Raw genomic sequence first — 24,725 nt, forward strand, 5'->3', positions numbered from 1 at the left:
CAAGCATACCTAAAATTGCTGGGCCCTAACCGCATCCAAAGGCCACTCGAACGAAGCAACAGCTGCTATACGAGCAAGGACAATTCAACACCCACAGCGGTAATAACAGTCGATCCCCACATAAAGATCGTAGACCACAACGACCGCACGACGCTGTCCCCGCGCCATGATAGGCAATCAAAAGCACGGCCAGTCTCGGGGCGCCGCTGACCGTTCGCCTGCGAAACGATGACATCAACACCGTCGAAGCCCCCGTCAAACTCCCAGCTCGGATCAGATTGCTCTCGATAGGACACGGCCAAAAGAGCGACGAAGCTAACACCGTGTCGGTCGGTATAACCGCCCAAACCTCCGGATCACTCAACCTTGTCGAAATCGGCTCGAGCACAAAAACATTACATGCTCCGGTCGAGCACCTGGACAACTTAATTCAAGACCAGAACCCAGACCATCAACCGACTCCACATCGTTCTCACACACCTGGCTTCTGGTGACGCAAGCCGCATACTTAAACGCCGAACAAGCCGCTGATCTGTTGCGCACCGTGGGTCCCCGCGATACCGCCAGCAAGACACTGCGCGCACTGGCTGCTGACCCAACCGCTGAGTTGCACAGGCTCGACCGCGAGATCGACAAAGCCACTCTCTCCGACGTCGAGACTGCCATTCAAGCCTCCGACCCATCTCCACGGCATCGGCGCCTCTACCGCCGCCAAGATCCTGTCCAGAGTCGGATCCATCCCGCAGTTCGATTCGCCAGCGACTGTTCACCAACTATCCCGACACCGCACCGATCGAAGTATCTTCGTATCGTCCAGAAACGCCGTCTATCACCGGCTTTCCCGAGCCTGCGACCGCCAACTCAACTTGTGCCTCCACATCATGGCTACCACCCAATCCGACGAAACACCAGCGGCAAAACTTACTACCTACGCAAACCCGCGAGCAGCAAAAACCACAACGAAACAATGTACTACCTCAAACAACAACTCTCCGACACCATCTACCGACCGCTCCGCAACGACACCAACACCACCACTTAACACAAAGAAACACCACCTTGATGCACACAACCCTCACCACCGCAGACACATCAGAACTGCTGCAACGGTCCCCCAAAGGCCTGTACACACCGCACAAATGGCACCGCTACCACAAACTCGGATGTAGCGGTCTGAAACACTGCCGCAGCATCTCCGACAAAAACGTCTGTGCCGACAGTGCAGATTACCCGGCTTCATCGATCGCGCTGCAAATCTACGCCGCACTGGCGGCAAACTCCAAACTGATGAACTCAGCCTTCGGGTCATCCATTCGACATCGTCGACTATAGGGTCACCGTACTTCGTCGATTGCCTTCTGGTCGGGGCCCCAGGTGCCCGGGACCATCGGCATCGTTGGGCTACCGCCAAAGTCATCACCGACCAACGTGGTCAACCCAGCCACCTCAACAACGGTCTCTTGGCGTACCGTGCCAGCAAACCCAAAGAATCCCGCACCACGATCGGACGTCCGGGCATCCGGCCGGTCCTCTGGGGACGAACCTACCACATCGAAACCTGTGTCCATCGTCATGGGCTCTTGACGGTGGACACGTTCCTCCGTCGCCGAGCGTCGCCGCCGCCGAGCCCTCGCCTGATTACGCGCCGAGGCCTGGACGGCCGCCTCGGCCGCAGTGGAATCGGAGGCCGACGCTGAGGCATTGGTGTAAGCCGACTGTCCGGAGCCGAATCCAATCCCTGGACCGCCACCACCGACGAAGTAAGAAGGGAAATCTCCGAAACCAACAGCCGGTGGTGCCGGAGCAGCTGTAGCAGCGCTGATTACCGACGCTGGGGCTGAGGCTGGGGTCGAGGCCGAGGTGGGCGGCGAACCTGGCGCGACGATTGCCGGCACTCCCCCGGTGACCGCCAACATGGCAGGCACAGCCGCAACAGGTGCCAACGTCGGAACCACCGCAGACGGAAAAGTACCCGGGCCAGATAGCCCTGCCAAGCCGGCTACCACTCCCAGGCTAGCGCTGGTACCACCGAGAGCAACCGCCAGCAACTGTGGGGACTCGGCCAGCCAGGGCGCAAGCTGGGCAATATGCGTAGGCCAATCCAACACGAGAATGTAAAGGAGGAACCGAAAAGCCGCCGTCGGATCAATGAACAACAGTTCCCAAAACTGTTCACCATCTTGAAAAAACTCAAGGCCTCGAGCAAGCCACCACATCGGGTTGCCTGAAAAGACATAATCGTCGTAGTCCAGTCCATTCAGAGTGCCGTGGAGGGGATCCCAAACTAAACGTCCTGCACTGACGTTACGCAGGATTTCCGCAAAGGCGTTATCGATCACGCTGGCATGACCGCCATGGCTGTGACCGCCATGGCCGTGACCGTCATGGAAGAAGGCCTCCTCGCCGTTATCCAGTTGCGCGTCAGATTTCAGGATCAGCGGCGGGGCGCCGGTCTGCGGCGTCGAAGCCAACGCCGACTGAGAGATTGCCGAATAGGTCGCCATCGTGGTGGCGGCCCGTACCCACATCTGCACATACTCTTCCTCATTAATCGCAATGGGGATGGCGTTGACGCCAAAGAAATTGGTCGCAGCCAACACCTCACGCATGACACGGTTGGCGGCCAGCTCAAGCTGAGTCGGCATGGCGGCTACCGCAACGGTGTAAGCCGCAGCCACGACCTCTTGTTGTGTAGCCACTTCTATGCAGACGGCGGCAGTTTTCATCAGCCATGTCAGAAACGGCAGGCACGCGGCCACAAACGCCTCGGCAGCTTGCCCCTGCCATCCCCAGGACCATACCTCTCCTAATAATGCCTCAACATCTGATGCCGCCTCTTCATATTTCATGGCAAGCTGTGAATTGCACGAAGCAGAGTTCAACATAGGCCCGACCCCCGCACCGAGGTTCAGCATCGCTGAGTGTACCTCTGGAGGAAAGGCCATCCACGGGTCCATCACAACCCACTGCCGAGGTACGACGCTGCCGTCAGCATGTCCCCCATCACATAACTAGCACCCGATTCAGCTACCCCGGTCCCCGAGCGGCCAAGCTCCTCAATCCCCTGAACGGCCATTGCCACATGCTGACAACCATGAACACTGAACCCAACCGCGTTCTGCACCGACACCGGATCGGACCCAGGCGGGATCACCGCCGCGATAAACGGAGCCGCCTCAGCGTGTACCGCGGCTAGCCGAGTAACCAACGCCTCGATAGCAGCACTGGCACCTTCCAAGCCTCCGGGAACGACTCGCAACGTCATGACAAACACTCCATCTATTAAGGATGCAACAGGGATTCAACAGGCAGTTCACACCACTATTGCATATGAATACCATTACTAGCGAGAGGTTAGGGCACAACATAGCGCACTACCAAAGACGGTTGAGGAGTGTACACATTACCGCTTACCTCGAGACCTCGTGTCTGCGGAGCTGCGGCACCCACTAAACAGTAGCGAGATAGGCGACGGCGTCGCGCATCCGCTCACCCGCCGCTCGCAGCTCTGAGACGCCGGGGCCGGCGCGTAGCACTGCACGTGACACCGCAGGCAACAGCTGTCCCGGTGCCGCCCCACCTAAACCGCCGAGCGCCTCGGGACACCCACCCTGCGCCCCAATCCCAGGCACCAGCACTGGTCCGCCCAGCGCACTAACATCGGGCGCCTCGAAAACCGTTGCCCCTACGACTACCCCAACGTATCCCGGCTCGGACAGATTGGCGGATCGGCTCACTTCCCCATTGATCAAAGTGGCCTGGTCTACGATCAGCTGAGCCACTGCACGACCGTCAAACGTGGCGCGTTGCACAGTAGCACCCTCGGGGTTGGAGGTTGATGCCAGCACGAACACACCCCGATCGTGTGCCGCAGCGGTTTCCAGCAGTGGCCGCAACGAGCCGAACCCGAGGTAGGGCGAGACCGTCACCGCGTCAGCGGCCAGCGCTGAATCGCCCACCCAAGCAGCGGCATAGGCCGCCATCGTCGATCCGATATCTCCCCGCTTGGCGTCGGCCAACACCAGCACGCCGACAGACTGCAACGCAGTGATGGTGCGCTCCAGCACCGCAAACCCGGCGGCGCCGTAGGTTTCAAAAAACGCTACCTGCGGTTTGACGATGGCGAAACCGGAAAACGCCTCTACACAGATGTCACAGAACATAGCCAGCCCGTCCGCGGTGGTCGGCAAGTCCCATGCGCGCAGCAACTCGGGATGTGGATCTATGCCCAGACACAGCTGCCCACAGCGTGACGTCGCCTCAGCCAGTCGCGCACCGAAACCGGTCATTGGACCTCCTGATCGGCCCTATCAGCAGCACTGCCCGCCCCAATAGCACTGTGCAGCTCTTGCAGTGGCCACACTCCAATGTCGCCGCGGATCCCCGCTTCGATGCCCTGCACCGCAGCGGAAGCACCCTGCACCGTAGTAACATATGGAATATTGACCGAGATTGCGGCCGAGCGGATCTCGTAGCCGTCGACACGCGGACCGAAGTTACCATAGGGCGTGTTGATCACCATATCAACGTCACCAGCCCGGATCGCATCGACCGCAGACAACGCGGGGCGACCCGCTTTCGGTTGCTCAAAATGCTTACGAACCTCATCGCAGGGAATGCCGTTGCGGCGCAACATCTCCGCGGTTCCCTTGGTGGCTATAACATGAAACCCCAGGTCAGCCAACCGCTTAATGGGGAACACCAACGACCGCTTATCCCGATTGGCCACCGACACAAATACCGTACCTTGGGTCGGCAACGAGCCATACGCAGCAGTCTGGCTCTTGGCGAATGCACTGCCGAAATCGTGGTCGACTCCCATGACTTCGCCGGTCGATTTCATCTCTGGACTGAGCAAGGAGTCGATAGCGGCTCCGTCGGTGCGCCGGAACCGGCGAAACGGCAACACGGCTTCCTTGACCGCGACCGGGGCGTGTGGCGCTGCGTTGCCACCGTCCCCGGAAGCTGCCAACATGCCTTCGGAACGAAGCCGGGAAATACTGGCGCCCAACATGATTCTAGCACAGGCCTTGGCGAGCGGGATTGCGGTCGCCTTAGAAACGAACGGCACAGTACGGCTCGCACGCGGGTTAGCTTCCAAGACATAGAGCACGTCGTCTTTAAGAGCATACTGCACATTGAGCAGTCCCACCACGCCGATCCCCCGTGCTATAGCTTCAGTCGCCTGACGCACCTTCTCGAGGTCGCTGCGACCCAATGTTACTGGCGGTAACACGCAGGCCGAATCACCAGAGTGGATACCGGCTTCCTCGATGTGCTCCATAACTCCGCCGATGTACACCTCGGTGCTGTCGCATAGTGCGTCGACGTCGATCTCGACCGCATCCTCGAGAAAGCGGTCCACCAGAACCGGGTGCTCGGGTGACAACGCGGTGGCACGCGTGATGTAGTCCCTCAGCGTCTCCTCGTCGTAAACGATCTCCATGCCACGACCGCCCAGTACATACGAGGGTCGCACTAACACTGGGTAGCCAATCTCAGCAGCGATGCGGCGTGCTTGCGCGAAAGTCGTTGCAGTGCCATACTTTGGTGCTGATAGCCCGGCGGTCGCTAGCATGTCGCCGAACGCGCCGCGATCCTCGGCGAGGTCGATGGCAGGCGGCGGGGTGCCCACAATAGGAACCCCAGCATCGGCGAGCCGTTGCGCAAGCCCGAGCGAAGTTTGGCCGCCGAGTTGCACGATAACGCCGGCGACACCGGCGCCACCCGCCCCAGACTGCTCTTCGGCACGGAACACCTCAAGGACGTCTTCGAACGTCAACGGCTCGAAGTACAGCCTGTCGGCAGTGTCATAGTCGGTGGATACTGTCTCTGGGTTACAGTTAATCATTACCGTTTCAAAACCAGCTTGCGACAAAGTTTTTGCTGCATGAACGCAACTGTAGTCAAATTCGATGCCCTGGCCGATACGGTTGGGGCCGGACCCTAGGATCAACACTTTGGGCTTCGCGGTTTGCGGAACCACCTCCGTCTCGGCGGCAAAGTCGAGTTCGTAGCTACTGTAGTGGTAGGGTGTCTTAACCGCGAACTCTGCGGCGCAGGTATCGACCGTCTTGTACACCGGGTGGATGTACATCCGCTCTCGCAACGACCGAACTCCGTCCTCTCCGGCTAACTCCGGTCGCAACGCGGCCACCTGGCAATCTGACAGCCCGTTATGCTTAGCGCGCCGCAGTAGCTCAGCATCAAGGACCGGGGCAGCAACTAGCTCGCCGCGCAGCTTCACCAGTTCGCCGATCTGCGCAACAAACCAGGGATCGATGCCAGAGACCTGGGCCACCCTTTCAATCGAAGCACCTAACCTCAACGCCAGCTCGACATCATAGAGTCGACCTTCGGTCGGGATCTGCAGCCGGGTCATGGCTTCCTCAACGTCGCCCTGCGGGTCAGGCGTAGTCCAGAACCCGACACGACTAGTCTCCAGCGACCGCATCACCTTGCCGAGCGCCTCGACAAAATTGCGGCCCAACGACATTGCTTCGCCAACGGATTTCATCGTAGTAGTCAAGGTGGGATCGGCACCCGGGAATTTCTCGAACGCAAACCGGGGTGCCTTGACCACGATGTAGTCCAGGGTAGGCTCGAAGCAGGCCGGCGTTTCCTTGGTGATATCATTGACGATCTCGTCAAGAGTGTAACCGATGGCCAGTTGGGCCGCGATCTTGGCGATCGGGAAACCAGTGGCCTTGGACGCCAACGCACTAGATCGCGACACCCGTGGATTCATCTCAATGACGATCAGCCGGCCGTCGCGTGGGTCGACCGCGAACTGGATGTTGCAGCCGCCGGTGTCCACACCAACCTCACGCAGAATCGCGATGCCCAGGTCGCGCATCCGCTGGTATTCTCGGTCGGTCAGCGTCATGGCTGGTGCGACAGTGACCGAGTCACCGGTGTGCACACCCACCGGATCGACGTTCTCAATCGAGCACACCACCACCACGTTGTCATGGCCATCGCGCATCAGCTCAAGTTCGAATTCCTTCCAGCCGTAAATCGATTCCTCGATCAACACATTGGCGCTGGGGCTGGCAGCCAGCCCGGCACCAGCCATCCGCTCGACTTCCTTGGCGGAGTACGCCATACCCGAACCCAGGCCACCCATCGTGAAGCTTGGTCGCACCACAAGCGGAAGGCCCACTTCATCAACCGTCTCACGGACCTCATTCATGGTGAAACAGACCCGACTGCGGGCAGATTCACCGCCGACCTTGACGACGATGTCTTTGAACCGTTGCCGGTCCTCGCCGCGCTGGATCGCATCGAAATCGGCACCGATCAGTTCGACACCATAGCGCTCTAGCACCCCGTTTTCATACAACGCAACCGCGGTGTTGAGCGCGGTCTGACCACCCAAAGTGGCTAGTAATGCATCGATCTTGTTTCCGCGCTCGGCCTGCTGAGCGATAACCCTCTCGATGAAGGTCGGGGTGATCGGTTCGACGTAGGTGAAGTCTGCGTACTCCGGATCGGTCATGATGGTAGCGGGGTTAGAGTTAACTAGACTGACCTGCAACCCTTCGGCACGCAGCACCCGGCATGCTTGGGTGCCAGAGTAGTCAAATTCACATGCCTGCCCGACGACGATCGGCCCCGAGCCGATCACCAGTACGTGATTCAGGTCAGTCCGCCGCGGCACTAGCGACCCCCTTTCTGGGCACGAGCGTACCCATGTGCACGACGATCGCGGCACGTCACTGTACAGATATGCGCGTTCGCGGTCATCGCTGAGCCGCCATGAGTTCAACAAAACTTTCGAAGAGGTACTCCGCATCGTGCGGTCCAGCGGCCGCCTCCGGGTGATACTGCACCGAAAATGCGCTACCGTCAACAAGTTTTATACCTTCCACCACTCCATCGTTGGCGCAGGTGTGACTGACCATCGCTGGGCCGAAAGGCGTGTCGAAGTACTGACCCGCCTCACCTTCCAGTGCAAAGCCGTGGTTTTGCGCGGTCACCGCGACTCGCCCGGTAGCGTGATCGATCACCGGGATGTTGATCCCGCGGTGGCCGAACATCATCTTATAAGTCGACAGGCCTAACGCCCGGCCCAAGATCTGGTTGCCGAAACAGATGCCGAACAAAGGAATTCTGGCACCCAACACCTCCCGAGTGAGCGCTACGACGTGGTCGGCGGTAGCCGGATCGCCGGGTCCATTCGACAAAAACAGGCCACACGGTTTGATTTCGGCAATTTGGTCGAATGTCGCCGATGCCGGCAGCACATAGCTGCGGATCCCGCGTCGGGCGAAGTTGCGCGGCGTGTTGGTCTTGATCCCAAGGTCGAGTGCAGCCACCGTAAACCGGTGCAACCCTTTGGGTTCAACAACATATGTATTCGGTGTGCTGACTTCGCTGGCGAGATCGGCACCCAACATCGACTGCTGGGTCCGCACCCGCTCCACCAACGTTTCGATATTTAAAGGTTCGGTCACTGCCCCGCCAGAGAACACCCCTGCCTTCATCGAACCGTGGTTGCGCAGATGACGTACTACCGCCCGGGTATCGATGCCGGAGATCCCAACGACATTCTGGCGCACCAGCTCGTCTTCCAGCGTGCCGGTGGCGCGCCAATTCGACGCGCACGGCGACGGGTCGCGCACTGCGTAACCGGCGACCCAGATTTTGTCGTCGCGGCTCTCGCCATCTTGGTCATTCCAGCCGGTGTTGCCGATCTGCGGTGCGGTCGCCACCACGATCTGACGGTAATAGCTAGGATCGGTCAACGTTTCTTGGTAGCCGGACATGCCGGTACTGAACACGGTTTCACCCAACGTTTGGCCAATCGCACCAAATGACGTGCCAGTGAAGACTCGGCCGTCCTCAAGTATCAGTAGGGCTTTAGTCACGCGACCTCCTCCCGAAGCCAATCTGAATACTCGTCACGGTTGTTCGCCCGAAACCCAGCATCGATATCAACGTCTGAAGGCAGCCACCACCGGATCGCAAATATCCCATTGCGAGCAACGACCTTTCCGACGATGCCACGCTCGATACGGATGACAATAACCGAATCCTGCGGAATCCAAATCGGACGGGTATGGATGCGCTGCAGCATGATTACTCCGGGATAGCGGGTCAACACCGCTTTGCTGCGATATCCAAGGTTGCCGGCTGCGATCCGCTCATTCCAGGCTGGCACCATCGTGCACCCGACGTACATGCCGCGGGTAATAATAGTTACCGAGTCCACCTCGTCGGGCGTGTCGGGCAGGATGTCGATCAGCTCTGTCTGCCGCTGCCCACGACGCCGCCATCCGTGCATCATCAGTTGGATCGTCACTGCGATCAACACCACCAGTACTGCCGCAAAAACCAGCAATCCCACCAGCGTGCTGGAGTTCACACCGCACTCTTCTGATCCCGGGCAGTGACCTTCCCGCGCAGTAGGGTTGCAGTCACAGTGGCTGGCAGGGTCATCGACTCGTACGGTGTGTTTGACGACCGGCTGGCCAAGCCGTCGCCGGTGACCGTCCAAGTAGCGTCCGGGTCCACTACCGTCAGGTTAGCCGGTTCACCCACCTCCAGTGGCCGACCATGATCAGACAACCCGGCGATGCGAGCCGGATTCTCGCTCATCACCCGGGCGACATCGCGCCAACTTAACAGGCCAGGCACCACCATCGTGTGCGCCACCACCGACAGCGCTGTCTGTAAACCCAACATACCAGGGCGCGCCGCAGAAAATTCGATACATTTCTCATGCTCGGCATGCGGGGCATGGTCGGTAGCCACACAATCGATGACCCCGTCGGCCAACGCCTGTCGCAGTGCGACTGCGTCGGCGACTTCCCGCAACGGCGGGTTGACCCGATTCACCCCGTCATAGCCGGCTAACCTGCTGTCGTCGAGCAACAGGTGATGTGGAGTTACCTCAGAAGTTATCGAAATACCTTGTTCCTTAGCCCATTTCAAGATCTCCGCGGTGCCGGCGGTAGAGACGTGACAGATGTGCACCCGAGCGCCAGCGTCTCGGGCCAGCAGAGCATCGCGGGCAACGATCGATTCCTCAGCACCCCTGGGCCATCCGGACAGTCCCAGCATGGCAGCAGTAGGCCCCTCGTGCGCAACAGCGCCGACGGTCAGCCTCGGCTCCTCGGCATGCTGGGCGATCAGCACCCCCAGACCAGTGGCATACTCTAGAGCACGGCGCATCACCAACGGGTCATGCACGCAGTTGCCATCGTCGGAGAAAATCCGCACCTGCGCGGCCCCAGCAGCCATCATACCCATCTCGGTAAGCTCGGCTCCGTCCAACCCGACGGTGACCGCACCAACGGGGTGAACATCAACCAGACCAACCTGCTGTCCGCGGCTCCAGACATAGTCGGTCACCACCGGACTGTCCGCTACCGGGGTGGTATTGGGCATCGCGAAAACAGCAGTGTAACCACCGAGAGCCGCTGCTGTTGAACCAGTTTCGATATCTTCGGCATATTCGCGTCCCGGTTCGCGCAGGTGGGTGTGCAGGTCGACAAATCCAGGTAGCAGCACCTGGTCTGTTGCATCAATGACGTCAGCGGTGTCAGGAATATCAAGACCCGCACGAATGCTGATGATCTGACCGTCCTCAACTAGGACATCGACTCGTTCACCCTCACCATAAAGCCGAACACCGCGAAGTAACACGCTCATGCCACACCCTCGTTTTCGGTCGACTCGGTCCCAACCAACACATGGAAAAACACTGCCATCCGCACATACACACCATTGGCAACCTGTTGCAAAACAGCTGATTTCGACGAGTCAGCCACAGAAGAGGCGATCTCCATGCCACGCAGCATGGGCCCCGGGTGCAGCACCACGGCATGGCCAGGCAGCATTGCCTGGCGCCGCTCGGTTAGCCCGTAGAGATAGGAATATTCGCGGACCGACGGGAAAAACCCGCCATTCATCCGTTCAGCCTGTACCCTCAGCATGAACACCGCGTCGGCGGCGGGTAGTTCGGCGTCGAGGTGAGCTGAGACGGTGGCGGGCCAGCCGTCAACCCCAATCGGCAGCAAGGTTGGCGGCGCCACCAGCACCACCTCAGCGCCCAAGGTGTCCAGCAGCACAACGTTGGACCGCGCCACCCGACTATGCAAGATGTCGCCGACGATCACGACGCGCCGGCCTTCGATGCCGCCGAGCCGCTGGCGAATGGTGAGCGCGTCGAGTAGCGCCTGGGTCGGATGCTCATGAATGCCGTCGCCAGCATTGATCACCGCCGGGCCATCGTCTTTCATCGAAATCCACTCGGCGAGCAGATGCGCAGCACCAGAGGCCGGGTGCCGGATGACCAGCGCGTCGGCCCCGGCCGCACGCAGAGTTAGCGCGGTGTCGCGCAACGATTCGCCCTTACCCACCGACGATCCGGCCGCGCTAACGTTGATCACGTCGGCGCTCATCCACTTGCCGGCCACCTCAAACGACACTCGAGTGCGAGTCGAGTTCTCGTAGAACATCATGATTATCGTGCGACCACGCAGTGTCGGCAGCTTCTTAATCTCGCGACCCACTAAAGCCTGCGCGAAACGGTCAGCGTCGTCGAGGATTGCGGTGGCATCGTCGCGGCTCAAGTCACCGGCGGCCAGCAGATGTCTTGGACTCATCGGGAGATCACCACCCCGTCGCAGCCGTCGTGCTCACGCAGCAATACATGCACGCTCTCACGGCGCGAGGTAGGCACGTTCTTACCCACGTAGTCGGCACGGAGCGGCAGTTCCCGGTGACCGCGATCGACCAGCACGGCCAACTGGACAACCCGAGGCCGACCTGCGTCACGCAACGCATCAAGAGCAGCGCGCACCGAGCGCCCAGAGTACAACACATCGTCGACAAGGATCACCAGTGTGTCGTCGACGCCACCGGCCGGGATCGACGTGACCTCTAGCGGCCGCGGCGGCTGCATCATCAGGTCATCGCGGTACAGGGTGATGTCCAACCCTCCGCAACCCACCTCAATTCCGCTGTACTCGCCAATGTTGCTGGCCAAGCGCTTGGCCAGGATGACACCGCGAGTTGGGATTCCCAGGAGCACTACCCGCGGCGCATCAGGGCCGTCTAACGCGGTCTTTTCGATGATCTGGTGAGCAATGCGGGAAATGGTGCGGCCGACGTCGGTCGCGGACATAAGACCTCTGGATCCCAGGCCAGGACTGGGGTCATCCGCGGCAGCCATGGGAGACATAGTGGTAAGCAGACCTCCTTCTCCGTCTCTCCGGACGGATCGTTAAAGGACGTCGACTGCTCTAAGCATTGTAGCACTACTGACCCTCGGCGACGATGCGGAGCACCCGGCGGGATCGACAGCTAATCCCTGCCAAGCCATTCTGTCGGCCCACGATCTAGTACCGTAAGTATGTCCTAGTTAGGGGGCTGACGGCGACGGGTCTGCATGCCGATGAGGCTATGCTGGTCGCTCGGATCGCTGAGTTGGAGCAAGTGGAACCGGCAGTCACCGCAGATCAGATGCGGGCAGCCGCGGTGCTGGCTACAGCGCGTCGCTCACACAAGGCTGAAGTGAGGATGTCAGCAGCGTGACTGTGGGGGTAGCCACTGAGATCGCTTTTAGCGCAGCGGGATTCTCCCGTTCGGGGTAGGCGGCATCTTGGTATTCGCGAAGGTGTGGATGTACGAGATGTCAAAAACGCTCGCCGCGTTGGGGGCCGGGTGGCTGTCTGAGTAGCAGGACACACTGATCGTACGGGAGTCAGCGTGCTTGGACCTTGAGAATCGCCACGCACTGAACGTAGAGCCCTGCGCCGACATGTCGAAACTGGACAACATGAGTGATGCGCGCATCGCGGCCGCAGCAAAACAAATTGCTTATCGACTCAACGCACAGCAGTGATGGATCAGGCCGCCAAGGCCGAAGCCGAACACATCGTGACTGTTCGGCCAGCCTCGACGCCATGAACTGGATGACGGCGTTACTTCCAGTCCTCCACGATGTGTCGGTATATGCGGCGCTTTAGCGGACCGCCGATACCGCATTCGACGGCCACGCACGTGGATAGACGATAGCTTATACGTTAGTCAAGCGCATCACGGGTCGACCTAGGAAGTGGCTCAATCTGTAGCAGTCAACCTGCTCATCTCCGACGAGACGCTACTAGGTAGTGACGACATCGCGGCGGTGGTCGACAGGCACGGTCCCATCCTGGCGATGACGTGCACCCTGGTCATCGACGCAGGCACCGATACTCGGTCGCGAGCCACACTGCGCCAGCTCTAGTGTCACCCGCGCTCAGGAGCCTTGATAGTCATGGCATCGCGGACACGCCGCTTGCCGAAAGGGCTGGCTCACTTCATCGAGTTACGGAATCAGCGCTGTCACACCCCTACTGGGATGCCCCAATCCGTCACCGCGACCAAGCCAATACGCGTCACCGCGGTGGACCAACCACCGTAACAAACGGAGTCGAATCCTCTGACTGCTGCAGCCATATCAAGGAAGCACCCGATCGGCCTGTCAACACAAGGATAGACAAAAACCGCTGGCGTAGAGACACATTAACCACGCCCATCAGAATTAACTACCACTCCACCGCACCACCATCACCGGTTCGGCTGGAGATACTCGTCAGTGAGGTACAGACCAGAATCGCTGTTGCACTGGCCGAATTTCACGTTGCCTAAGTAATCCAACAGCCACGCTAGGCTACGAACTTCCCCCGGACGGACGGCGGACTTCGATGTCCGTTTTCGTGAGTGAAAGCCCGGGCAACGGCATCCTGCCGATGTCCACACTGCCATGGGATAGCAAGGCGGATAAAAATAATGTCATCGAGTGGCACAGTAGCGGTTGGGTGGAAGGCGATGTTCTCGACACCGGCCACAGATTTGGCGACAACGCCATTTACCTGACCAAAAACGGCTTTAAAGTGAACGGGTTGGATATTTCGTTGACTGCGTTTATCGCCGCCGAGTGGCGGGCCAAGGACGCCGAAGTAGAGGTAGCATTCGCGGTGACCGACTCCACCAAGCTCGACAGCTACATCAATATTGTCATCAACAGCGGCATGTTCCACTGGCCGAACGACGATGGCAAACGCAGCTATGCTGCCACGATTTATCGTGCGACCAGGCCCGACGCCACTCTGTTGATCAACTGCTTCTCCGACGACAACCCGTCGGACGTGGAACAGCCACTGCTCGCTTTCTCCCGGAAGATGTCACAAGACGTCCTCGGCGGCGCGAACTGGGATATTGCGTCACTGGAACCCACCACGGCTCGCCGCGAACAGGACAGTGCCGAAATCGAAATGACGTTCTGGTATGTCCGCACGCAGCGACACGAACTGGGCTGAACCAGGTAGAACCTCGATGGTAATCAAACCTCTATCCGCGAGGTTTGCGATGCTGGCCTACTGGCCAGCGCGCTGACTGTGGTCTGGTATTATGAAAAAAACTGCAGTTCAATGAGATCGGCTACCGAGACATAAGATGCAGTCCTGCCGCTGCTAAAGAGACACGTTGTTTCGTATCGCGTCGATGATCAAGCCGGTCACGGTGGCCGCGACGATGCGTCTGATCGACGAAAACAAGCTGGCACTGCACAACCCAATCACCCGCTGGGCGCCGGAATGGACCGAGCCGTGAGTGCTCAACTAACAGGGCAATCCGCTAAACCAAATATACCCTACGCGGCGCCCCAGACTGCTCGAGAATCTGCTCACCCATACCAGTGTCCTGGCCTACAGATTTTCGGCATTCGAACCAATCCCACGGACATACCTGCAACTGCCATTCGGTCTGAGACTCAGACGCCTGGTTGACCGAGCTGGCGACGCTCTCGCTAGTGGATTAGCCCAACAACCAAGTCATTTACAACCACTCGACAGACGTGCTGGGCGTCATCGCGTTCCGCATCGAGGGGCAAACCCTTTGACCAGGTTCTCGACGAACAAATCCTGGGCCCAAAATATCATGCCTGAAACCAGATTCCTCATCTCTGCTGACATACGACGCACAACGACCATGTACTAACTCAACGAGAAAGACCAGTTACGACACAAAGTCATAAGACCACTCTATGTCAAATTACCATCATTATGTCATACCGACGGCAGATTGCGGTCTACCGCCGACGACTACATGCGGTCCGCGCGGATGCCGCTCTGCGACGGAATGACCAACGGCGTGCGGCTGCTATCCGCAGAGTCGACGCGCCTGATGTGCACAAACCGACGAACATGCAAAGACACACCTTCCTTGGGGTACCACCCCTGGGTGGTTGTGGGTTTAGGTTGAAATCTGTTGATGGCAACCGACCCAATAAAGTATGCGCCACTATCTAGGCCGGGCGGGCTCAGAACTTTCAATTAACCTGATGCCTAGGGGACGTGGGTAGCAGGCCGACCTGATTCTACTAGAATTTGCCTATGCTGTCCTCCGACGCCGTCGATAACACTTCGCAGGCGAAACTGCAAACAGCACAACTCAAGTTCGTCCATCACACCTAGTCGTACGCTAGGGCTGTAGTGGAGATGGTTGATTACCCACCTAAACAGATCACCGGGCCGCTCTTTCAAAGAGTCGACCACGATCCTAAGATAACGCGATGCCTGCTGTGGACGCCACACCCTGACGTCGCGACAACGCGACGGGTCATCGCCGAGCGCACCAATGTCAGTTACAGCAAGCGGACCTAGCCATCACGCTACGAAACAGCAGCTAAGTCATCGGACTGACCAGCTGTCAACACCCGGTGCAGCACTCCGTCGAAATCGGTTACTGCCTCAGTCGGCAGTGGTGGAATAGAGATTTTGATAGGAAGTGCTCACCGTATTGCTTACTGCGCTTACCATCGACTCGGATGTGTACCGAGTCCGGGCTACCTGCAGTGTCGACAACACGCTCTCGGTGCAATGACGAAACAAGCCGGCTTCGCGTTAGTAGGACAAGCTTGCCCGCCACACCGTCTACCGGTCCATGGACTCTTAACCGCGCGACAACCTGCTTTACTCAAATATCTTGAGTTGACCTAGCTGGCTGTCAAGACACTCGCAGTCGACACATTGTGCCTGTGACCAGAATGACCTTGCGACGCACTAAAACAAGTTCTAGTTATGTTGCCATAACCTTGATTATCTCCGGTCCCGCTGCGGATGTCAGTAACGCTGTTTTTGACCAATGCCAGTCGTCATTGCACAAGCTAGATAATTTTCTGTGAACTACGATATCGCGGAATACCAAGTGCCATACAGTCTTTTTCTGGTAGACGAGGTAAAGCATTCATCTGTCGGTAAATCGGCACACCCATCAATAACGTGCACACAACCCGCATAACAAACTTTCTTGATACCGTTACACAGCAATTTTGGTAGTCAAATTACCCTAATATACCTATAAAAGTAATGTTTTTGGCACCATGTTTTCATCATGTGGCCGGCGTATTTATTTGGAATCACTGAGCTGGTCATGACAATGACGACAGCCCTCATAATGGTCCTATATCCTACAGAAATCCCGAATTTACTTGTCAACCCGAACACCGAATTCTACGACCCGTTATTGTACGGATCCAGTTCGATGTCCATCTCAGGCTGGACTGTGACCGACACACCGACAGTAATCAAATACGGCACCACGTCCCGTTCGCCATCACACCTTTCGGTTCCGACATTACCACTACCGTGACCGCTGGGATTGTCCCAGTCACCCTCCCAATGTCGGCAATCAATTTTTCGGCTGCGAAAATGTAGAAACTTTCACACTCACGCAAACGATAAATCTCCACCGCACGGTGTCCGAGATTGACGCCGACAGAGTGCCTTACACATTAAGCGGACGGTGCTGCGGTTGGGTAAATGACCCGTCGGAGGCGTAGATCACCGTCAATTTTCTGGCGCCGGACCAGCAGCGGTCGGGCACCGGAAAGATCAGGCCGGTCGGAATGCTGGATCGCCGGTTTCTGATTGCGCTGCTTGAACGCAGTACCTAATAGAACTACTCCGACAGACACCCGCAGCGCGGTTGCGATCGTTATCCTGAAGAATCGCAACCCGGCACCGGGCATCTACAACAGTGCCTACACCGACAGCTTGTCGTTTACCATCGGCGCACCATTCCCGCACCACTGGTGTCGGAGGTCAGAACTCTTGATTGCATATTCGTGGTTTACACAGTGTGTAACATATTGTTGGCGCTTTTAGCACGCCCGATATCAAGAGCCTCATAAACACTTACGGATATGGATCGAACTACTTATGTCTGACTCACTTCAGCGATCTGAATTACACGGTGGTCATTGGTGGATCCTACTTCGGCATAAGCACGAATTGGTCGGACCGCCACGCCTCATTCCACTCCGCCAGGGCACCTTGTCGAACCTGGCGGTACGAGCTAACCGCAGACGCCCGGTACTCGTCGGGCACCAGGTCGGACTCGTCGAGGATACGGAACCACTTGCTGATCAGCCGATCTTTGCGAACGCGGTGACGAAAGACCAGCGCCATGTCGTACACCAGTCGGACCAGCTGAAATCCCTCGATGTCAACCTGGCGGCGCGCCAGATCCAACGACACGAGAAGTTGCTGGTTCGGCGACGTCGAGGTGTGCGTCAAAAATGCCTCACCGAACGCGTCCCGGGCCAGCGCATTGAAGTCTTGATCGCGGACATGGATCATTGACGCCTGCCGAAGTGCCGACAGCGACTTGTGAGTTGAGTGCGTAGCGTAGACACGAATCCGCGCGTGATTGGGGTCCGGAAGCAGCCGCTGGTCAACCCACTCTGACCGGGGAACCCCGTCCATCGATGCACACCAACTCCGGTACTCCTCGGTGTATTGGGCAGACCATAACTTCTGTTCGAGTTGCTCGGCAGACACCATCGCGGTCCGCTGCCGGGCCCACGGCACCGCGGTGGCAAACGCATACCACGCCTCGTCCCACAGGAAGCAGATATCTGGCTTAATCGTCAGCACCTCCTCCATCACCCGCTGCGGGTTATAGACGACACCGTCGAAAGTGCAGTTGGTGAGCAACAACATACGGACCCGGTCCAGTTGCCCGGCTGCCTCGAGATCCAACAGTGCCTTCTTGATCGTGCGTAACGAAACCGCACCATAGATTGCGAACTGCAGCAACAGATAAGCGTCCAGGTACATCGGGTATGCACCGGCCAATACCAGGCCATAGTGGTGCGACTTGTGGCAGTTACGGTCAATTAATACGATGTCACCCGGCCGGGTCAATGACTGTACGACAGTTTTGTTGGCGGTGGAGGTTCCGTTAGTGACGAAGTAGGTGTGGTTAGCACGCCAGGTAACCGCGGCTTTGTCCGTCGCTTTCTTGATATTGCCGTGCGGGTCCAACAACGAATCTAAACCACCGGAGGTAGTCGACGTCTCGGCCATAAAGATGTTGCGACCGTAGAATTCGCCCATGTCCTGTAACGACCTAGAGTTAAAGATGCTGGCGCCACGCGCGACCGGAAGAGCATGAAATTGGCCAACCGGAGCCGCCGCGTAAGCACGCAAAGCGTCGAAAAATGGTGTGGCGAAACGATTACGCAAGCCTGCCAGTATAGTGCTGTTCAGGTCGGTAACGTCGTTTAGCCGATAAAACGTCCGATCGTAGACATCGGGTTCGTCATCATTGCCCGCCGCAATCGACTCGTCGGTGAGCAAATAGAGGTCGATATGGGGACGCAGCTCCCTGATCCACTCACCACATTCGACCCAGTCGTGCGGACGATCGATGGTAACCAGCGCACCCTCCGAAACGTTGGCTCCCAGCAAAGTGTTCATCAACGGCACCCGGTCACGGGACCGCAGCGGCAGGTCATGGCGGATGATCGCGGCCTGAATCTCGCCGTTCACCGCTACTGCGGTGATGGCGTCTTCAACACTGGATACCACAAGGAGCTCAAACTGCACATCGTCGGATGGATTGCGCAGCTCCCGCAAGCTCTCTGCGAAACAGTCGGGCGCCGTGGACGGAGCATCGTCAGCGAGCAACACAGTGTAGAACTGCTGCTGCTTGGCTTGAGCCACCAGTTCCTGGTCGGCCAGCGGCGCTGAAGTATCGAAAAGAGCTGTGCGGTCACCATATTCAGACAACAAGCGTACGGCCAACGATAGCCGAACCGTCGCCATGGCGGCAAGATAGCCGCGGAAAGCCGCCAGATTCGCCGCGCCAGGGTACAGCCAGTACCGCTCGTAGGCACCTATGCGGTCGAGCAGGCGCTTGATCCGCGCAACGTCGTGGGCGGTGTCTAACCCGGCGCGGTCGATCTCAGCCAGGTGACGGCATGCGTCGTCGAGCACGTTCCACGTGTCGATGCGCGTGTATGACGGGTTTGCTACTGCCGCTAACGCGGAAACACGAAGTCGTCGCGGATGGCCACTGTCTCGATTCATGTCGTCACCTCTTCTGGTGCAGGTAGCCGCCGTCAGTACAACTCATCATTATCGTGGGTATCGGGCGAAGCTGCGTGACCCATGTGCGGTTTCGCGGTTCGTACACATTCGACGTTCGTCTACGGCGATGCAACAACGGGTTATCCGCATCGAGTTTCATGCTGCTTCCGTCCAAGCCACTTGCTGGATCCAGCAAGTATTGTGACCCGCCTGCGCTCAGCACGCGATCATTTCGCGGTGCGATTCGGCCGGGTCGGTCAGCAACCTGCCCATGACTGCGGTATGTGGTTCTCAGAAGCGCCAGAGGTCGTGCGCACTGTCTGCTGGACTGCTTGAGTGGCCACGCGGATCTGCGGCGTAACCAGCATGACCTGGCCCAACACTCCATTGACGAAGCCGGGTGAGTCGTCGGTAGAGAGCTCCTTGGCCAGCTCGACCGCCTCGTCGACAGCGACCGGTTCAGGTACGTCGTCGGCGTAGAGCAACTCCCACACCGAGACCCGCAGAATGGCGCGGTCCACTGCTGGCAGCCGATCGAGCGTCCAGCTCTGTAGATGTGAGGTGATCAGTTCGTCGATATGGGCGGTATGCTCGCTAACTCCGTAGGCGACGACGACTGTATACGGATGCAGCGGCGCCACATCCGGCTGAGACTCCGCCAGTGCGCTACGAACCTCGACCACCTCGAGTGGGCTTAAACCACGGGCCTCGGCTTCAAACAACAGTTCGACGGCACACTTACGGGCCTGATGGCGTCCCTTGACCGGCTTAGACATGATCAGGCGTTCGCGCGTCCGAGATAGCTGCCATCGCGCGAATCCACCTTGAGCTTGTCACCGGTGTTGATGAACAACGGCACATTGATCTGGGCGCCGGTCTCCAAAGTGGCCGGCTTGGTGCCCGCACTGGACCGATCGCCCTGCAGTCCTGGCTCGGTGTTAGTTACCTTTAGTTCAACGGTCACCGGCAGCTCGATGTATAGCGGCACACCGTTGTGAAATGCCACCTGTACCGGCATCCCCTCCAGCAGAAACCGTGTCGCTTCGCCAACCAGGGACTCCGGCAGTGAATACTGCTCATAGTCCTGGCTATCCATGAACACAAAGTCGGCACCGTCGCGGTACAGGTAGGTCGTGTCGCGCCGGTCGACGGTGGCCGTATCCACTCTCACCCCAGCGTTATACGTCTTGTCGACGACCTTGCCAGAAAGGACGTTTTTGAGCTTGGTGCGCACGAAGGCCGGGCCCTTACCAGGTTTGACGTGCTGGAACTCAATGATTGTCCAAAGCTGTCCATCGATCGCCAGCACAAGCCCGTTCTTGAAGTCAGCAGTAGTCGCCACGGTCGATGAGTCTCCTACAGGATGGCTAGTTCTTTGGGAAACCGGGTCAACAATTCCGGCGTGAGCCCGGTGAGTCTAGACGTTATCGGCGTCTCTGACATTGCCTTAGCGGCCACCACTAGTGTGTCTTCGATACGCACACCGCCGCGGCCGGACAGGTAGACGCCAGGCTCTATCGTCACGACGGAGCTCTCAAGTAGTGTACCTACAGAAGTGGCGCCGATACCTGGTGCTTCGTGGATTTCCAGTCCCACACCGTGGCCTAAACCATGGCTGAACTGCTGACCGTAGCCCGCGTCGACTATCAATTTGCGTGCCGCGGCGTCCACGTCGCACAGCTTGGCACCCGGTCGTAACGCCTCCCGACCGGCACGCTGTGCATCAGCAACCAACTGATAGATTTCCAGCTGCCAGTCAGCGGCCGGTCCCAGCACGAAGGTGCGGGTCATGTCGGAGTGATACCCAGCGACCAGCGCACCAAAGTCAATCTTAACGAAATCGCCTGCCGTCAGTACCGCGTCAGTCGGCCGATGGTGTGGAATCGCCGAATTCGGCCCAGCGGCCACAATCGTCTCGAACGACAGCGCGTCAGCACCGTGGTCGAGCATCAACCTCTCCAGCTCGCGGCCCACTTCACGTTCGGTACGGCCAGGACGCACGCCGCCACGCGCCACTAGCTCGGCCAGTGCGGCGTCGGCCGCCTCGCAGGCCAGCCGCAGTAACGCAAGCTCGCCAACGTCCTTGACTTCGCGCAGCGTCTCCACGGCTCCGGAGGCGCGCACCAACTCGGTGTGGCGACCCTCGAGCTCGCCGGTTAACACGTCCAGGCTGTCGACCGTGACCACATGGCTTTCAAAGCCCAGTCTGTGCACACCGTCGTCAGCTGCTCGGCCAGCCAAATAGCGTCCGCAAGACCGCTCGATGACAACCTCGAGCCCAGATGCTTGCTGTGCGGCCTGAGTTCGGTAGCGGCCGTCGGTGGCCAACACGGCGGCACGTTCGTCGGCGAACACCAGCAAAGCGCCGTTCGACCCAGTGAAACCAGACAGGTAACGCACATTAATCAGATCTGTAACCAACATTGCGTCTAGCCTGGTGGCAGCCATTTGTGATTTGAGATTGTCTCGGCGCTGGGAATGTGTCACAGCTGTGACGCTACTCGCTGGATTGAATTGCTCGGCTCCTCCTCATCGCTTCGCTCTGAATCGTCACCAAGCTAGGCTGAGACCCCATGGGTAACTGGATGCTGCGCGGGTCGGTGTTCGCCGCCTTGATGGTCGTCATCCGCTTGGTTCAGGGGACGATGATCAACGCGTGTCAAGCACAGTCCGAATTAATCAGCGTGGTGTTGCTGGCCGTGTTCATCATCGCGGTGATCGTGTGGGCGGTGCGCGACGGCCACGCCGACGCCACCGCGAGCCTAGATCCGGACCGACGCCAGGATCTGGCAATGACCTGGCTGCTAACTGGCATACTAGCGGGGATCTCCAGCGGCGCGGTCGCTTGGCTCATTTCGCTGTTGCACAACGGCATCTACACCGGAGGGTTGATCAACGAGCTGACAACGTTCGCGTCGTTTACCGCCCTCATTGTTTTTCTGTCTGGGATCATCGGTGTGGCGTTCGGGCGTTGGCGCGTTGACCGCAGTAGCCTCCAAGCCTCGAGCACGGTAGATCCAAACAGGACCAGGCTGACACTGACATCTTCACCGCTGCCCGCGCCAACTGGAGAGCTCGCCGAGGCGCATCCTGAAGAACAGGGCGCAGCGGTTGTCACGGCCGAACGCGAGACATCCAGTACTGGCGAGCAGGACGACACACCCACCGAAGTGATCCGTACCAAAGACGACGCTGACGCTACCGCGCCGCGCGATATCCCGAAGAAAGACTAACTCCCAAACGTCTCCGCCAGATAACGCAAAGCAAGCAGATAGCCCTGGACTCCCAGACCGACGATTACTCCTGTCGAGACCGAGCTGAGATAGGAATGGCGCCGAAACTCCTCACGGGCATGCACATTGGAGATGTGTACCTCGATCAGCGGGGCACTAAGTTCAGTGCACGCGTCGCGCAGCGCCACTGACGTGTGCGTCAATCCGCCGGCGTTGAGGATCACCGGTTCCCCGGCATCAGCGGCCAGATGAATCCACTCCAATAGCTGATACTCACTATCGCTTTGCCGCACAACAGTTTTAATCCCAAGCTCGGCGGACTTACGCTCGATCAGAACCACCAGCTGGTCGTGAGTGATGCTGCCGTACACATCAGGTTCACGCAGGCCCAGCCGACCCAGGTTCGGGCCGTTAATGACGTTTACGATCGTCATCAGGCACTCAGTCCCGCATAGGCCATCACTAATAGCCTGGGATCCGGCCCCACTAACCGCCCCGGCTTAGCCAGCCCATCGAGGACTACGAATCGAAGTACGCCGGCCCGGGTTTTCTTGTCCCCAGCCATATATTCCAGCAGCTGCGGCAACGCGTCAGCGTCATAACTGATCGGCAAGCCAAGCGAAGCCAGGATGGTGCGGTGTCGCTGCGCCGTAGTATCGTCGAGACGGCCCACAAGTCGGGCCAGCTCCGCGGCGAACACCAAACCCACCGACACGGCCGCACCATGACGCCATTCATAGCGCTCCCGGCGCTCAATCGCGTGTGCCAAAGTGTGTCCATAGTTCAGGACTTCACGCAGCTCCGATTCCTTCTCGTCGGAGGAAACGATATTCGCCTTGACGACAACAGCCCGCCGGATCAACTCCGGCAACACATTACTCACCGGATCCAAGGCAGCCTGCGGATCAGCTTCAATGAGGTCAAGGATAACTGGGTCGGCAATGAATCCGGCCTTGACCACTTCGGCCATCCCAGACGCGATTTCTTCGCGCGACAACGTTTCCAGAGTAGCTAAGTCAGCCAACACGGCGAGCGGCTGATGAAAAGCGCCGACTAGGTTCTTGCCGGCCTCAGTGTTGATACCGGTCTTGCCCCCGACGGCTGCATCGACCATGCCGAGCAACGTAGTGGGCACATGCACAATCGAGACGCCGCGTAGCCAAGTAGCCGCCGCGAAACCAACGACATCGGTAGCGGCGCCGCCACCAAGGCTGACCAGTGCATCTTTACGTCCAAGTCCGATGCGGCCCAATACTTCCCAGATGAAGCCCACGACAGGAAGATCCTTGCCGGCCTCGGCGTCGGGTAGTTCGATGCGGTGCGCGTCGATGCCCTTGCCGACCAAGTGTCTTCGGATCGCCTCCGCGGTTTGGATCAGTACCGGTTGATGTAGTATCGCGACACGATGCCGGTTAGCGAGCAGTTCATCCAACTGGTCAGACAGCCCAGTGCCGATTACCACTGGGTATGGCGGGTCAACGGCCACCTGTACGGTGACCGGTGCGTCGATACTTGTCATTTGGTGACCCGATTAAATTTGCTGAGCGACGCCCCACCGCACTCGGCTTCGCCGCGCTTACGATTACCACGAAAAGCAGGAGTGACCAGTTTGGCCTGCAACCGCGCCACGATGTAGCGGACTACCGCACCCGGATTGCGGCTGGTGGTGTCAACCCGGATGGTCGCAACTCGCCGATACAAGGGAGTCCGTTTGACCGTCAACGCCCGGAATTTTTCCGCCCGGTCGGGCCCGGTTAATAACGGCCGTGCGGCGCTGCCGCCGGTGCGGCGCACACCCTCTTCGGCATTGATTTCCAGATAAATAACGGTGTGACCGGCGAGCGCCGCACACACCCCAGGGCTAGTGACAGCACCACTGCCAAGCGACACCACACCGTCATGCTCAGCTAACGCCGCCCGCACCACACCCTCTTCAATACGACGGAACTCCTCTTCCCCATCGGCGGCAAAGATGTCGGCGATGCTGTGACCTGTCTGCTGCTCAATAACCGCATCAGTATCGAGAAAACTCACCCCCAGTGCTTTGGACAGCCGCCGCCCAATGGTGGACTTGCCGGATCCCGGCAAGCCCACAAGTACCGCCTTGGGTGCCATCGCGCCCATA

20 protein-coding genes and 2 pseudogenes are annotated in these 24,725 nt (G+C 58.8%); 5 read left to right on the forward strand and 17 right to left on the reverse strand.

What is annotated here, in order from left to right; genetic code table 11:
* The first annotated feature begins 490 nt into the window (after positions 1 to 490).
* Entirely contained in the window at positions 491 to 1,042 is a 552-nt protein-coding gene (locus tag MUBE_RS18185) for a hypothetical protein (RefSeq protein WP_243633003.1), read from the forward strand.
* A gap of 292 nt (positions 1,043 to 1,334) precedes the next feature.
* Here MUBE_RS18185 and MUBE_RS10710 read toward each other — a convergent pair whose 3' ends face one another.
* The 9 genes from MUBE_RS10710 to pyrR form a co-directional block, all read right to left on the reverse strand.
* On the reverse strand, positions 1,335 to 2,960 hold the full coding sequence (locus MUBE_RS10710; RefSeq protein WP_116540510.1) for a PPE family protein: 1,626 nt from the start codon (positions 2,958 to 2,960) through the stop codon (positions 1,335 to 1,337).
* The gene (locus tag MUBE_RS10715) at positions 2,957 to 3,265 is read right to left on the reverse strand and encodes a PE family protein (RefSeq protein WP_116540563.1); all 309 of its coding nucleotides are present in this window, start codon (positions 3,263 to 3,265) and stop codon (positions 2,957 to 2,959) included. Before MUBE_RS10715 ends, MUBE_RS10710 begins: the two co-directional genes overlap by 4 nt.
* 184 nt (positions 3,266 to 3,449) lie before the next feature.
* Complete coding sequence (gene pyrF, locus MUBE_RS10720; protein ID WP_116540511.1) at positions 3,450 to 4,289, reverse strand: orotidine-5'-phosphate decarboxylase; 840 nt, start codon at positions 4,287 to 4,289, stop codon at positions 3,450 to 3,452.
* Positions 4,286 to 7,660 carry a carbamoyl-phosphate synthase large subunit gene (carB, locus tag MUBE_RS10725; protein ID WP_116540512.1) on the reverse strand — a complete coding sequence of 1,125 codons (3,375 nt, stop codon included), beginning with the start codon at positions 7,658 to 7,660 and terminating at the stop codon, positions 4,286 to 4,288. The genes pyrF and carB overlap by 4 nt, the downstream gene beginning before the upstream one ends.
* 82 nt (positions 7,661 to 7,742) lie before the next feature.
* Positions 7,743 to 8,870, reverse strand: a complete 1,128-nt coding sequence (gene carA, locus MUBE_RS10730) for a glutamine-hydrolyzing carbamoyl-phosphate synthase small subunit (protein ID WP_116540513.1) — start codon at positions 8,868 to 8,870, stop codon at positions 7,743 to 7,745.
* A complete protein-coding gene (locus MUBE_RS10735) occupies positions 8,867 to 9,367 on the reverse strand; it encodes a PH-like domain-containing protein (RefSeq protein ID WP_116540514.1) in 501 nt (166 codons plus the stop codon). The genes carA and MUBE_RS10735 overlap by 4 nt, the downstream gene beginning before the upstream one ends.
* Positions 9,364 to 10,656, reverse strand: coding sequence for a dihydroorotase (locus MUBE_RS10740; RefSeq protein ID WP_116540515.1), 1,293 nt, complete (start codon positions 10,654 to 10,656; stop codon positions 9,364 to 9,366). Before MUBE_RS10740 ends, MUBE_RS10735 begins: the two co-directional genes overlap by 4 nt.
* Positions 10,653 to 11,612: an aspartate carbamoyltransferase catalytic subunit gene (locus MUBE_RS10745; RefSeq protein ID WP_116540516.1), complete on the reverse strand. Its 960-nt coding sequence runs from the start codon at positions 11,610 to 11,612 to the stop codon at positions 10,653 to 10,655. Before MUBE_RS10745 ends, MUBE_RS10740 begins: the two co-directional genes overlap by 4 nt.
* Complete coding sequence (gene pyrR, locus MUBE_RS10750) at positions 11,609 to 12,181, reverse strand: bifunctional pyr operon transcriptional regulator/uracil phosphoribosyltransferase PyrR (RefSeq protein ID WP_116540517.1); 573 nt, start codon at positions 12,179 to 12,181, stop codon at positions 11,609 to 11,611. The genes MUBE_RS10745 and pyrR overlap by 4 nt, the downstream gene beginning before the upstream one ends.
* Positions 12,182 to 12,411: 230 nt before the next feature.
* Between pyrR and MUBE_RS10755 the strand changes: the two are divergent.
* The 3 genes and pseudogenes from MUBE_RS10755 (at position 12,412) to MUBE_RS18190 (ending at position 14,604) form a co-directional block, all read left to right on the forward strand.
* Positions 12,412 to 13,641: pseudogene (locus MUBE_RS10755) on the forward strand (HNH endonuclease).
* A 56-nt stretch (positions 13,642 to 13,697) separates the two neighbouring features.
* Complete coding sequence (locus MUBE_RS10760; protein ID WP_116540518.1) at positions 13,698 to 14,312, forward strand: class I SAM-dependent methyltransferase; 615 nt, start codon at positions 13,698 to 13,700, stop codon at positions 14,310 to 14,312.
* Positions 14,313 to 14,478: 166 nt separating this feature from the next.
* On the forward strand, positions 14,479 to 14,604 hold the full coding sequence (locus tag MUBE_RS18190) for a serine hydrolase (RefSeq protein WP_243633004.1): 126 nt from the start codon (positions 14,479 to 14,481) through the stop codon (positions 14,602 to 14,604).
* Between the two features lie 2,182 nt (positions 14,605 to 16,786).
* On the opposite strand, the gene MUBE_RS10775 is transcribed toward MUBE_RS18190, so the two are convergent.
* The 5 genes and pseudogenes from MUBE_RS10775 to MUBE_RS10795 all read right to left on the reverse strand — a co-directional run bounded on the left by MUBE_RS10775 (position 16,787) and on the right by MUBE_RS10795 (position 21,854).
* Positions 16,787 to 17,023, reverse strand: a complete 237-nt coding sequence (locus MUBE_RS10775; protein WP_116540519.1) for a hypothetical protein — start codon at positions 17,021 to 17,023, stop codon at positions 16,787 to 16,789.
* Positions 17,024 to 17,270: 247 nt separating this feature from the next.
* A pseudogene (locus MUBE_RS10780) lies at positions 17,271 to 19,367 on the reverse strand (PLP-dependent aminotransferase family protein); the annotation flags it as partial.
* Between the two features lie 257 nt (positions 19,368 to 19,624).
* On the reverse strand, positions 19,625 to 20,143 hold the full coding sequence (gene nusB / locus MUBE_RS10785; protein ID WP_116540520.1) for a transcription antitermination factor NusB: 519 nt from the start codon (positions 20,141 to 20,143) through the stop codon (positions 19,625 to 19,627).
* 2 nt (positions 20,144 to 20,145) lie between these two features.
* Positions 20,146 to 20,709, reverse strand: coding sequence for an elongation factor P (efp, locus tag MUBE_RS10790; RefSeq protein WP_116540521.1), 564 nt, complete (start codon positions 20,707 to 20,709; stop codon positions 20,146 to 20,148).
* A gap of 14 nt (positions 20,710 to 20,723) precedes the next feature.
* Entirely contained in the window at positions 20,724 to 21,854 is a 1,131-nt protein-coding gene (locus MUBE_RS10795) for an aminopeptidase P family protein (protein ID WP_116540522.1), read from the reverse strand.
* Between the two features lie 86 nt (positions 21,855 to 21,940).
* On the opposite strand from MUBE_RS10795, the gene MUBE_RS10800 reads away from it, so the two are divergent.
* Positions 21,941 to 22,600: a B-4DMT family transporter gene (locus MUBE_RS10800; protein ID WP_116540523.1), complete on the forward strand. Its 660-nt coding sequence runs from the start codon at positions 21,941 to 21,943 to the stop codon at positions 22,598 to 22,600.
* Here the strand turns inward: MUBE_RS10800 and aroQ are convergent.
* Genes aroQ through MUBE_RS10815 form a run of 3 tightly spaced genes read right to left on the reverse strand, consistent with a single transcriptional unit; the run spans position 22,597 to position 24,715 of the window.
* On the reverse strand, positions 22,597 to 23,034 hold the full coding sequence (aroQ, locus tag MUBE_RS10805) for a type II 3-dehydroquinate dehydratase (protein ID WP_116540524.1): 438 nt from the start codon (positions 23,032 to 23,034) through the stop codon (positions 22,597 to 22,599). The genes MUBE_RS10800 and aroQ overlap by 4 nt on opposite strands.
* A complete protein-coding gene (aroB, locus tag MUBE_RS10810) occupies positions 23,034 to 24,119 on the reverse strand; it encodes a 3-dehydroquinate synthase (RefSeq protein WP_116540525.1) in 1,086 nt (361 codons plus the stop codon). The genes aroQ and aroB overlap by 1 nt, the downstream gene beginning before the upstream one ends.
* A complete protein-coding gene (locus tag MUBE_RS10815; RefSeq protein WP_116540564.1) occupies positions 24,116 to 24,715 on the reverse strand; it encodes a shikimate kinase in 600 nt (199 codons plus the stop codon). Before MUBE_RS10815 ends, aroB begins: the two co-directional genes overlap by 4 nt.
* Between the last annotated feature and the right edge of the window lie 10 nt (positions 24,716 to 24,725).

Origin of the sequence: Mycobacterium uberis (assembly GCF_003408705.1) — a bacterium.
Classification (GTDB): Bacteria; Actinomycetota; Actinomycetes; order Mycobacteriales; family Mycobacteriaceae; genus Mycobacterium; species Mycobacterium uberis.